Source organism: Leisingera sp. XS_AS12, from assembly GCF_041224635.1.
Classification (GTDB): Bacteria; Pseudomonadota; Alphaproteobacteria; order Rhodobacterales; family Rhodobacteraceae; genus Leisingera.
Genome location: NZ_JBGFGM010000068.1, coordinates 1 through 12,062 on the forward strand (window position 1 = coordinate 1; position 12,062 = coordinate 12,062).

General features: G+C 59.5%; 11 protein-coding genes. 4 read left to right on the plus strand and 7 right to left on the minus strand.

What is annotated here, in order from left to right:
- The coding region (locus tag AB9K35_RS03980; protein ID WP_369924604.1) for a hypothetical protein at positions 1-191 on the plus strand (191 nt) is incomplete at its 5' end.
- A 122-nt stretch (positions 192-313) separates the two neighbouring features.
- Positions 314-769, plus strand: coding sequence for a hypothetical protein (locus AB9K35_RS03985; protein ID WP_369924605.1), 456 nt, complete (start codon positions 314-316; stop codon positions 767-769).
- Between the two features lie 490 nt (positions 770-1,259).
- Here the strand turns inward: AB9K35_RS03985 and AB9K35_RS03990 are convergent, their stop codons facing one another.
- The 4 genes from AB9K35_RS03990 to AB9K35_RS04005 form a co-directional block, all read right to left on the minus strand.
- Positions 1,260-2,366, minus strand: coding sequence for a peptidoglycan-binding protein (locus AB9K35_RS03990; protein ID WP_369924606.1), 1,107 nt, complete (start codon positions 2,364-2,366; stop codon positions 1,260-1,262).
- A gap of 256 nt (positions 2,367-2,622) precedes the next feature.
- The gene (gene rnk / locus AB9K35_RS03995) at positions 2,623-3,051 is read right to left on the minus strand and encodes a nucleoside diphosphate kinase regulator (RefSeq protein WP_369924607.1); all 429 of its coding nucleotides are present in this window, start codon (positions 3,049-3,051) and stop codon (positions 2,623-2,625) included.
- 81 nt (positions 3,052-3,132) lie between these two features.
- A complete protein-coding gene (locus AB9K35_RS04000; protein WP_369924608.1) occupies positions 3,133-3,600 on the minus strand; it encodes a hypothetical protein in 468 nt (155 codons plus the stop codon).
- Positions 3,601-3,883: 283 nt separating this feature from the next.
- Positions 3,884-4,495, minus strand: a complete 612-nt coding sequence (locus tag AB9K35_RS04005; protein ID WP_369924609.1) for a hypothetical protein — start codon at positions 4,493-4,495, stop codon at positions 3,884-3,886.
- Positions 4,496-4,750: 255 nt separating this feature from the next.
- On the opposite strand from AB9K35_RS04005, the gene AB9K35_RS04010 reads away from it, so the two are divergent.
- A complete protein-coding gene (locus AB9K35_RS04010) occupies positions 4,751-5,731 on the plus strand; it encodes an Abi family protein (protein WP_369924610.1) in 981 nt (326 codons plus the stop codon).
- A 102-nt stretch (positions 5,732-5,833) separates the two neighbouring features.
- Here the strand turns inward: AB9K35_RS04010 and AB9K35_RS04015 are convergent, their stop codons facing one another.
- Positions 5,834-7,420 (minus strand): YqaJ viral recombinase family protein, encoded by a 1,587-nt coding sequence (locus AB9K35_RS04015; protein WP_369924611.1) that lies wholly within the window; start codon positions 7,418-7,420, stop codon positions 5,834-5,836.
- Positions 7,421-7,588: 168 nt separating this feature from the next.
- Here AB9K35_RS04015 and AB9K35_RS04020 point away from each other — a divergent pair, with 168 nt between their 5' ends.
- Positions 7,589-8,392 (plus strand): helix-turn-helix domain-containing protein, encoded by an 804-nt coding sequence (locus AB9K35_RS04020; RefSeq protein ID WP_369924612.1) that lies wholly within the window; start codon positions 7,589-7,591, stop codon positions 8,390-8,392.
- A 72-nt stretch (positions 8,393-8,464) separates the two neighbouring features.
- Here the strand turns inward: AB9K35_RS04020 and AB9K35_RS04025 are convergent, their stop codons facing one another.
- Positions 8,465-9,703 carry a hypothetical protein gene (locus AB9K35_RS04025; protein WP_369924613.1) on the minus strand — a complete coding sequence of 413 codons (1,239 nt, stop codon included), beginning with the start codon at positions 9,701-9,703 and terminating at the stop codon, positions 8,465-8,467.
- Between the two features lie 79 nt (positions 9,704-9,782).
- On the minus strand, positions 9,783-12,056 hold the full coding sequence (locus tag AB9K35_RS04030) for a hypothetical protein (protein WP_369924614.1): 2,274 nt from the start codon (positions 12,054-12,056) through the stop codon (positions 9,783-9,785).
- Positions 12,057-12,062: the final 6 nt, after the last annotated feature.

A 12,062-nucleotide genomic window follows, 5' to 3' on the forward strand; every position in this document is an offset into this window, starting at 1 on the left:
TGGTGCTGACCTACCCCACCGCGAAGAGCGCTTTGCCTTTCTGTGGTGATCGCATTCTGAACAGCGGCACTGGTGCCTCCCCCCCCCTCGACCAGGACTGGCTCCCCTCCCCGGATCCGGTCTATGCCGAGATGATCCGGCATACATGGACGGCGCGCCCCGCCGCGGCACCGGCTCTCGAAAGCAGCTGAGAAAATCTATCCACATTTTTCGGTTCGCATAGGTTTTGTCAGGGTATCGGGGCAGAATGAGATATGCGAAAAATAGACCGCGGCCAACAGGCTGCGCTCAACGAGAAAAACCGGAGACACACATGTTCGGATTCTACGATCCCGCCAGCCTTTCCATCGGGGAGAAGAGCGCGGTCATCAACTTCATCAATGCGTCCGACGCCGACGATGTGACGAAAGTCAGCATCAAGACGCCTGCCGATGCGCGTCGCGTCTCTGAGGCGCTCGAGGTTCAGAAGACGCGCGGCATCACCACGCTTGCGGGCAATGTGGTCGAGTTCCGCGGCTCGATCTCCTTCAACCCGAAGGCGCCGGATGAGGCCCTGCTCACCCTGGATGACGCGGAGAACTTCGGACGCACGGTCCCCCTCAAGCTCGACTTCGACCTGGGCCAGGAAACCCTGCCGCGCCACGGTTACGCCATCGGCCAGGCGGCCGAGGTCGACGGTGCGCTCGTCGTCTACAAGCTGGCCATGCGCCCGTTCACGATGAACTTCGATCGCGACGTGATGCCCGGGAACTCTTCCCAGCTGAACTGATCCCGCTCCGGCAGACCGCAATAGCGCCTGAACAACCCCCGCAGCCGATGCCGCGGGGGTTTCTATTTGGAATGGCAGGGTGAGGAAATTCTAAAGCAGGTCGGGATTACAGACGATAACCTGCGCGCGGTGAAGGTCTTCGATGACTGCGAACGCGCGACAGCCGTGGTACCCCTTCGTTAGCCCCTACCCCTATCTCCTTTCGATTTGCCATCTCCGCGTTGAGACCGAAAGGGTACCCTCCCTGCTCCGGATTGGGCCTTGGGGACCTCGGTCGCTTTCTGAGGCGTTCCACCTGGATTTCGGCCCCGCAGTATCAGCCTCCAAATGAAGTGAGCCGCAGAAACAAGGAGGTACATGACGCCAGTTGAGATCGCCATGAGGAGCAGTAGGCCCCCGGTCGTTCCGGGATTGACCCAGATGGTAAACAATAGGCCGAAAACGAATGCTATGAGAAGTCCGCGGGGTATTTGAGCAAGTTCCATGTCAGCTACCCTGCGCCAATCAGCATTAAGAAGGCTTGTCCGTGTTGATCTGACCAGTCCCTGATCATCCGCCGCACATTCTCGATCGACAATCCATCGCGCAGCAGTTCAGGGTTCGTGGCAATCTTCTGCTGCCAGCTTTGCAGCTGCACCAGGGCCTGCTCGTAGGTGGTGACGCGCGACAGGTCCAGCATCAGGATGAGTTTGCCCTTCTGCCCATATTCATCCGCAGGTATCCAACCGAACAGATATGGTCCGCGGCCATCGAGCGTGATGTCCTGGGCTGCGCGAACATCCGTTAGCACTTCACGCGCTTGTCCATCATCATAATCGTCGATAGCCCTGGCGCATTTGGTCGACGTCTCAAGCCTGAGAAACGTACCGTTTAGGGAGGACGCCAACTTCTTGTCCTTGACCGGCCATACGGTGACAAATTGATCTTCTCGCTGCTCCCTGACTGATGACGTCGCTGGCAGACTGTTTACGTATGCTTGGCAGAGCTTCATGTGGCGGTCGTAATCATATTCTGAGGCCAGCGCGGGAAAGGCAAGAAAGCCATACCCCCTGAAGCGTGATGGCGGAAACTGTCCCGGTCCCGCGAAGACCCGGGTTGGAACCGGTGCTTCGAGGGGTGCGCTTGGCGGCGCCAAAGCAGCGGTCGCAATCGCAACAATCTGCTGGCGACCCTCCGCCTCTCGCGCTGCCGCTATAATTGCTTCAGCCTCTTTGGAAAGTGGATAACCGGTGGACGGGAAGCCCTTTGCTGCGCGGTACGCATTAAGCGCCCGTGATGTCCGTGATCCGAAGATCCCGTCTGCGGGGCCTGCATCAAACCCCAATACGTTGAGGCCTTGCTGTAAGTCGCGGATCGTTCGACGATGGATGCAAGGATTGTCTGGCACTGAAACACAGGGACGACCGCTATAAACCGAGGCCGCGCTCCCGGGAGACGGCGTGGGGAGGATTAAGTAGTTCGGCCTTTCTTTCGGTCTCCCAGCTACGCCCTGATTTCCGTTCACCTGGGCCTCGATCGCCGGTGCTATCCCTACAAGAAACGCTGCGAGAAATGCCGTGCAACTTGACCGAATACGAAATTCACTTTTTCCAAGCATGATCACCCGCCACAGACAAGTGTAGGACTAAACCTCACCCTGATGAGCATCTGATCTGCGGACTGGAATAACGTGATACAGAAGTCACCGAATACCTACACATAAAAGACTGCCTTAGGCGCCTTGCAAAATCAAGCTTGGCAAGCTTCGGCGCACCCGCAGGGAATACTATGAGCCAGCGGCACCAATCGTGACTGAAAGGTTCGTTGTAAGTGTCACCGCGTGAGCAGCCTTTCATCCCTATTTGGGCGGTAAGTCATTCGGCGACATCATGGGCAGCAACGCGCAGAACAGTTAGAACACGCCGCTTTCCATCACGGGTGTCCCAGTGGAGGGATGCCCCTTCGGACAAACCAATCAGGGCGACCCCAATCGGCGTCAGGATAGAAATCTGGCCCTTCGTGATGTCGGCCGCCTCCGGGTAGACAAGCGTGACGGTCTGCTCTTTCCCGGTGGCCTCATCGCGGTAGGTGACCTCTCTGCCAATCGACACGACGTTGGACGGCAGTTTGGCACGTGTCACAATGCGGGCCCGGCCGAGTTCGCCGAGCAAACGGTCTGCAAGGGCCGGGTTCCGGCGGATTGCGCCCTCGGCAAGCATCTCGAGCTTGTCCACACAGTCATCTGAGATGATGATCTTCGGTCGGCGGGCGGGACCGCGCGACACAGAGTTTCTTTCTTTCATGGAGTTCTCCTTACGCTCGTCAATCAAGGGCCTCGATGTGGGTGATCTGGTAGAGTGCCGGGAAACCCAGGCGCGCAATTCTTAGGCCACGCCGTTATCCGGTGCCGGAACTACGTCCAGAACAACGATCGTTTCGATGCTGCCATCATCCCGCAAAAGTGGAACCTTCTGCATCTTCCGCATGCCGACCAGGGTTGCGCCAAGCAGCGATGCGATGAGGACCCGCCCGGGGGCGGGCGCCGGGCTCATCGAGAGCACACCAGAGCGCGCGCCTCCGCCGCTGATCATGTACGTCACATGGCAACCGGCCACGACAAGCTCCGGCGGGGTGGGCCAGGGAGCGCCGCGCGAGATCCGCAGCTTGTGGTACAGGAACCCGCGCAGAAGCGCCGGATTAGGCGCATCTCTCATGCTCCGGCCGTGAAGAAGTCGCTCGATGCCAAGCCGGTCTTCAACGGTCAAGTGGAAGCCTGCGCCCAATGAGGTCCCCTCATAGAGCGAACGAAAGTCACTGCTCTCACGCAGCTGGTTCATCTTGATGATGGTCATAACATGTCTCCCGAGGCCGCAAGGCCCGCATTCTCGATTCAAGGATTTGAGAAGCCCCGGGTGGTCGAGAACGCGCCTATGCGCAGACCGCCCGGGGAACCGGGCGGTTCAGAAGAAGAAACCGGAATGGGTTTACGCTCTTAACCATAGGGAGAGCCTAGCCGCCGGGCACGCACTGTCAACCGTTATAAGTGTGCCCATGGCGACTTATTCGCCCACGCGGTTTTGTTGATGAATATCGCACCGCGGGCAGAAGCGGCGCTCGCGCACCAGGTCCGAGAACTTAGTCCGCGGCCGGGAAAAGTCGGTAGGTTCTGCCCTCTTTCTCCCGCCTGATTTCCCCGTTTTTCTCAAGGTATGCAACCAACCGGGCGGCCCGGCGGCCATCTTCGATGCCCAGCTCCGCCTTGATCCGGTTTTGAAGGGTGCCCGGCCTTTCCCGGACAACCCGCCTGATACGGGTGAACAAGTCGAGATCCTCGAAATGTGTGTCCGCCACTTCGCGGTAGTCCACGAGGTGCTCGAATTCCTGAACCAGATTGCGCAGCTCACTCAAGCCATCCCGGTCGGCCATAATTGCCATCATGGTTCCACCCTGAGCCAATGCTGGAATCCGTATGTCGAGTCGGTCCTGGTCGTCGGCCGGATTTTTCAGCCAGTCCCTCAGGTACGGCAGGCTGGCGCGCGCGGCGTCGGCAGCGGTCTGGTAATCGCGGTCAGATATGCTCTGAGACAGACGGTCCAGCTCTTTGAAGTATCCCTTGCCCGGAAGGGCTGGGGAAGCAGCTTCTGCTATCGCTGTTTCTGCGCTTCCCTCGGATGCCGCCCCGCTCCTGACCTCCGTGTCCCCAACATCTTTTCTGCCGCCAAACAGCCAGCTCAATAAACCCGGCATAGCCGTACCTCACTATTCTAATGTCCCAACCGAACCCTAGGATCTGTCAAAATTTGCCTTCCGATCTAGCTGCATAGCGTTCCCCTCGAAACCCCGTAAAACCCACCGAACATCAGGCCAGCCCTGACCGGGAATATTGACATTGCCGCGCGCGGCACTATTCTATGTCTTGCCTTATGACCGGTGCTCCCTGACTTGGCCTCAGTCGCCTTGTTACAGCCCGGTCTTCTAGTTTCAGACAATAGCGCATTATCATTGAGATACCTCAAGCAGCACAAGCCTATCGATGAATGCATCGACCTCATGTTGCTGAGAGGGATGGAAATCCCCGATCGATGTTATGCCGAACGATCATTGCACCGTATTGGGTACTACCGCCTCAGTGCTTTTACATATCCATTCCGCGACTTCTGTACGGTTCCGGCCCCAAACGGAGGAGGGGAGGAAAAGGTTCGGTGCGATAAGTTCAAAGCGGGCACGAAGTTCGAGCACGCGATCAACTTCTATCTCTTCGACAAGGCTCTCCGCATTGAGTTGCTAGATGCAATTGAGCGCATCGAGATTGCAGTCAGAACCGCGATTGTCGAGGTCCTCGGGCAACTGAACCCTCACGGCCACCGCGACAGGCGCTCGTTTAAGGATCGCTTCAGCGAAGACGACGGATCCGGGGATACTCCGCTCAACAGCTTCATCGAAGGCCTGGAGAAGCACTTCAGGAGTTCAAAAGAGGATTTCGCGAAACACTTCGCGGCCAATTACAGCGGGCCTCCGCCGATCTGGATAGAGGCTGGAACATGGACCTGGGGCAACCTGACCCATATTATCGCCAATCTATCCGACAGGAACAAAATGGCGGTCGCGGCACGTGTCCATCCGGACCTTCCCATGAAGACCTTCGCGTCCTGGATCACCGCTTTGAATGACGTTCGCAATAGCTGCGCACATCACGCCAGGACGTGGAATAAGCCGCTCATCAACAGTCCGGGCGTGCCTTCGCGCGCAAAATTTGCTGAATTGGACCACCTGCGGCAACCCCGCATGGGTGATGATGCCCCCACCAAGAAAATCTACAGCGCGCTCGTTGTCATGGCCTTCATGCTGCGCCAGTTCTATCCCAGAACGCGGTGGCACGTCAGGCTACGCAAGATGATCCTTGATCAAGAGTTCCCCAATGAAATCCGCCCATACACTGCCGGCTTCCCGGAAAAGTGGGAGCGAGAAGCCATCTGGAATTAACGCGTTGCGGATCCCCCTCCCAGGCGTGCAGGGTAGCGGCTAAGAAAGTACCCGCGCCTTGTGAAAGCGCGGGCCGGTATTTGGTTTTTTCGCAGAATGGCGTCAGGCCATTTCCATCGCCGGATCGTATTCCTCATCAGCATCGAGGTCTCCGTTGATGATCTTGGGCGCCTGCTCTTCAGCCATTGCCTCGATGCCGTCGACCAGTTCGGAAACCTCGCCGCGCAGGTGCGACAGACGCTCGAACTCGGGGCCTTTAGTTTTCCGGGACAGGGCAAAACTCTCCTGCACGCCCGCCGCCTCATTGACCGAAATGCCGCGCTCTTCGAGATGCTCGGCCAGCTTATCCATGTCCAGCTTGGTGACGATCGGCGCGCCCGCATCCAGGTAGTCTTTGAGCAGTTTGCTGACGGCTTCCTGGTCCTCTTCCTTGAGGGCCGCATGCAGATCCTGCAGGAAATCAGTAGCTGCCTGGGCGTCGACTTTGCCCTTCTTGTCGGGGATCTCGAAGGGTGTCACATCGATGTCTGCCGCCTCCGCCAGGTCGCGCAGCTTGTCCTCGTCCCATTTACGCTTCCGGCTGAATGCCGCAACGGTCAGGTCCATTTTGCCCGTTGCCACTTCATGCCACTCGGCACCCATGGTCGAGATCCGTTCGATAAGATCCTTCTGACGTTTGCCGAGCTCGTCGCCGAGGACTTTCAGGAAGGCAGCCTGTACACCAAAGTTCTTCAGCGCGGCGTCTTTAACGTTCAGCTCTTCGACGGCCGGCGCATCCGGGACAACGCCCATCATCACATTCTCATGCCACAGCCGGTGGCAGGCGCCCGCAATCTCTTTGGCCAGCTCGATGTCAAACTCCACCGGGAAAGAGACAATCTTGAAGCTGCGGGGATCGAAAGCCTCGATCGACATCACGTCGAACTTGGAGCCGGAGGCCAGCTGCAGGATCGCATAGTGATGCACCTGGCAGATGTAGTCCATCGACACACCGTTGTTCTCGTAATCCTCGACAACGGCGGCCGAGGGGGCCTTGTAGTCGAGGCAGCGTTTCAGACCGGCCAGATCGCCCTGCGTGTGCGTGACGATATCGTCCGGCGTGCCAACGGAGGCGGGGCGCTTTGCCCAGCGGAAATTCTTCAGCTTGGCGAGATCTTCCTCATCGCTCTTCACGCCATGCTGCTCATGGTACATGCGCTGCACCCAGGGCTCAGCGCGCACGCCGCGGGCCATCTCTTCGGTGGAAGGCTGCGGCGACATGATCAGCAGCTTCTCCAGCACCAGGTTGTGCGCATCCCCGAAGGTGCCCTTCTTGCCGCGGTAGTGCTTCAGGACGGTTCCGGCCTCCGAGCCGCCAATCCCCGACGCCCGGCGCACGTGCCAGAAGACATGGTTGTGAACATCGGCAACCGTGGCATTGCCCTCGCCGTGCTCAAGCTCCATCCGGTCAACGGCGGTGCGCATTGTGCGCTCCAGCCAGCGCGCTGCATGCTCATCCTTGATCGCGCGGCGCTGAGGCAGCTTGTCGATCAGCGCAGCCAGGCGCTTGCGGCTCTCCTCGAAATCGGTCGGCGCCTTGCGCGCCGCCTCCGCGTCAGCGGCCGCATCAAAAGCACGAAAGAGCGGCAGTGAATCCTCAAGCGGGAAAATTTCCGGCGCTTCCTTGGCACTCTTATCTTCGGTCGACATGCAAGTCTTCTCCAGTTTGCGAAAATCTAATTTGCTCACGCTGACCTTAATCGTAAAATTCGAAAATCAAAAGCACCACCTTGAGGGCCGAAACTCCGGATAACTCCCTCTGGGAAATATTTTTAGTCAAGCCGGGCTGCTAATGGCCTGTCAAAACTGAGGAAAACGATGAACGCACAGATATTGCGCCTGGCTATGCCGCCAGAGGAACACCAGGCCGCCCAGTCCCTCACCTCACTTCTTGATTTGCGAAATTCTGATTGTATCACTTGCGCCCTCGAGGACAGCACGCCTCCGGCAAACCCGGTCGCGGCCCGCAGCCGGGAGATCCTGAAGGAGGCGCTCCAGATATTCCATCAGCTGGAAGACGGCACGCCGCTGGTGCGCGTTGCGACAAACGCCAAGGAGGTTCACGCGCTCGGTATTGGCCAGCTGCTGTCGAACGGTTACCGCAAGGGTCTCATTGACGCCGATCTGAGCCCCGCGGATATCCTGAACCAGGTCTTCAATGCGGAAACCATGCGCATTCAGGACCGGCCCATCAGCCGCTACCGCTTTATCATCCACCTGAAGGCCCTGGGCATCGTGGCCCAGCGTCAGAACGAGCGCCAGCTGAAGCCTGCGGGCACTACGCCCTGCATGAAAGCGCTGGCCGCGCTGATCTTCGAGAACACGCAGATCTCCATGGATCAGATTGCCTCTGAGAGCCGCGTAAAGAAAATCGTGATCGCCCGGTTCAAGCTGATCTGGCTGATGCGCTCGGTTTGCGGGCACTCCCTGACGATGATCGGACAAAATCTCGGGAACCGGGACCACACCACGATCCTCAATTCCATCAACAAGGTGAAAAACGAGTGCGCCTCGGATGCCGGCTACAGCCGGTCGATCCACATACTTTGCGAAAGAGCGGATACGATTGGCATCCTGCAGAACCGCAACCTGCTGTTGCGCGCCAGCAAACACCTGCACTGATTATTGCGAAAAATCGAAAATGAAAGCACCCGTCACACCGTGGCGGGCGCATCTTCACGCGCTCAGCGCGCATCAGGCCATCCGGATGGCCCGTCCATGCGCGGCTTCAAGCGCCTGGTCACCGATCAGGGAGTCCAGGATGCCCTGCAGACGCTTGACCTCCTCTTCCCCCGGGATCTCTTCAGGCGAGATATTCAGGACTGTCTCGTTGCCGATCTCGGCCAGCGGGATGCGATCCGCGGTGGGCCAGGAGTAGACGAAGGCTTGCCCGGAAGCGGATCCGACTGAATCCCGGATCGCCAGGATGTCGATCCCATCCACCGAGAACACCTTCATCTCGAACGTATATCCCGGCATCTGCTCGCCGGTAATTTCCTGCGCGCGCCGCTGCGCGCGATCGACCCATTGCCCCGTCAGGGCCCGGTCGGACAGCTCATCGGCCAGGAGGTCATACTCCATGGAGCTGACCGCGGCCGCGCCCAGGCGGGAGAGCGGCGTTGCGGTCAGGGCGCCAAAGACTTCCCGGCTGAGCCTCTCGTTGGACATGATCATGCCGCGCAGCGCTTCATCCGTGACCTCCATTCCGCCGATCGACCGGATCTCCCCCCCGGACTGCGCAGAGGTACGGATGCCGATGTCCTGGAACACCTCGTCCAGATCTGCAGCCGCGGCGGCAGACAGCCCGTCGGGATGATCCGGCCGCACCCGGGTGATCTGTGCGCGGATCATATCCGCCCGCGCCTTGCGCCCGAACTCCGCATCGGAAATCGATGTGCCAATACGTCCGGCATGATCCAGCAGGGAGCACATGAACGCCTGACCGATCAGCTCCTCGCTGAACACAGCGGGATCCGCTTTTGCTGCGACGATCTCGAACACACCCTGAATGCCTTCCAGGATGGTCCGCTGATCCGCATTCAGCTGACGCCCGCGCGGCCCCATCGCCAGCAGCTGCTGGCGGGCGCTGAGCATATGGCGGCCGGTGAAAGGGATCTGGCGGTCAAAGCCATCACTCCCGGTGACCGGAACCACGAGACCGGCATCGCGGCCAGCGGGAATGTGCAGCCCCTCTTTTTGGCCATCGGGCCGGGCGCGCGATATGAGGATGTCGCCATACCGCAAGGACGGCAGGCGGGAAGGGTCAAACGGCGCCAGGCCGACCTGAGCCGCACGCGCGCGTTCGACGCTGTCTTCCGTTATGAACACCGCGCGCGCATCCAGCTCGGCATAGCCCCCCGTTTCCGGGTCGCTGGCCAGGCTCTTGCAAGCAAAGCCGCAGGTGTCCAGGAGTGCCTTGGTGTGTATTTTCATCGTGTTTTCCGGAACTTCACTGGTCTGCTCATCGAAAAAAGATTAGGCGTCTCCCGTGAAAACGGGAAACGCCTCCTCATCAGGCCATTCCCGGACCCGCCATTGCGGGCTTGGGCGCTGCGAAGGGATCGTCCTGGCCGCCTTCGGGGGTCATGTCCCACTGCATCGCCACATCCTCTTCCGCCTGGATCACCTCCATGTTTGACGGATCAGGTTCGGCACCCTTTTTCTTGCCCAGATTTCCCAGTTCCCGGATGGATTTCTCTTTCTGAGCCAAGGTAATCTTTTCTGCTGCGGCCTCCTCGATGTCCTGCTGCACTTCACTGTCACTCAACGGCTTGCGTGCGCTGGCATCGGTCGGCGCGGGCCCCATGTTCTGGGTCTCCACCCGCGGCTGCTCATTGGTGGCTCCCGGCGGTGTCGGCATGACCAGGTGGCGCCGCTTGTAGAGATTCCACGGACCGTAGAACTCAATGATCTCGGCCTGCACGTTTGCCTGCTTCGCCGCTTCGATGGCCGCCATGGCAAATTTGCGGTCCCCCTTCATCTTCATTGTGCCCCAGCCGCGCGCCACGCTTTCCTGGACCGCGAGATGAACCGATTGCGGGGTGATTTCCTTGAACCGGATTGCATCGGGGTGAGCAACCACGACCCCGCCATCGTTGGTTGTGGCGGTATTGTGGGCCCAGGCGCGCACCAGGTTGGATGCCTGACGGGTTGTCTTTTCGTCCAGCAGGCTGGCCCAGCGGATGCCGTAGTGGAGATCATCCGACGAGTGTTTCAGGTGGCGGCGCGCGCCATAATCAGCCCACGTCGGAACGCGCAGCTTCCTGCGCACAAAGGAGCCGCGCGGAACGCGGGGGTCATTGTGCTTGAGGATGTATTCGTTGATTTCCTCGGCTCGCGCCATCATCCTGGCCTGCATCTCCCGCATCCCGCGCAGATATTCTTCCTGCGCTTCACGGGAGGCTTTGCTTTTGATCAGCATGTCGAAATCAGGCTGCATTGGCCAGGCCATGACCACAGGCCACGACTTCGGCCGCTTCGGGAAACCCAACCGTTCCATGTGCTCCGCAACCGACAGCTCGTGCTCCATGGGGATCTCCGGTTCGGGATCGCCATTTTCGATCACGCCAAACCCGCCGCTGGCACCGGTCATCAGTTCCGCTTCAGCCTGTTCGGAGGGCGATGTCGCCGCCACCGGCAAGGGTGGAGCGCTCTCTGCCTCGGCAGAGGGAGCCGGTACTTCGCGCGCCAGCTCCTGGGCGAGCACCTTATCCAGAGCCGGAGAGCCTTCGATCCGGGCGCGGACCGGGCTGGTCTCGTCATGACCGAGCTTCGCGCGTGCCACACGGGTCGCCAGGTACGCCAGGTTCATGGTCTTGGTCAGGCGTTCGACATCGGCATCGCTGGGGTTATCGACACCGCTCTCCTTAAATGCGGCGGCGACTGCCGCGCGGATGAACGCCTTGCGCCGGGCATCGAGCTCCGCTTTCACTTCTGCGGTCAGCGTTTTCAGGGCCGGTACGACATCCCCTGCCTTGATAATCTGCTCATCGCCCAAGGTTGGCATTTCCAGACGATAGTCACCCACAGTCGGGTCAAGGGTGTCTTGTGCAGTTTTTTTGTTTTCCTGGTCCCCGTTTCCGGGTTCTTGGCTCGATGCCTGCGGCGCTTCTTTTTTCTCTTTTTCTTCTTCCTGGGAAGGGGATGTGGTCGCCGGCACGGCGCGGGCCTGCGGCGCTTCTTTCCTTTTTTCTTCTGCCGCATGGCGAACGGAAGCTTTCTCCCAAGCGGACTGAAGAAGAGTGTCCATCCGAATTCCATGAACCTCGAGATTGATTTCCGGCGCCGGAACAAACCGGATGCCCCGCGCTGAAGCCAGATGCGCGGCCATCAGGGCGCCCTCAACATTGGCAACGAAATCGCGCCGCGTGTCATGCGGCACCTTCTCGCTGCTGGACAGAATGGCTTCATGCATGGCTGCCTTGGCAGCGCGGCGCGAGATTTCCAGAACCTCAGCAGCGTGATCGGGGCTCATGGCGTGCAGCCTGGCCAGCGCCTCCTCACGCGGGAACGCCGGAATGTCGCTGCCGTCGGCCGAGCGCAGCCGGAACGGCACCTTCGGCGCCTTCGCCATATCCTGTTCGCTCCAGTCCCAGGCATTAGCACCGGCCGCCTTTGCTTCAAGATCCTGGTTGATCTGATCCCAGGCATCCGCGTCTGCCTGAGTTTTCTCAACTTCGAGTTCCTGGTTGATCTTGTCCCACTCGTTTCCAGCAGACTGGCCCTCAAACTGCTCGTCCAGGACCGCTTCATTCGATTTGGGCATCATTTTGAAAAGTTGGCTCATGATTTC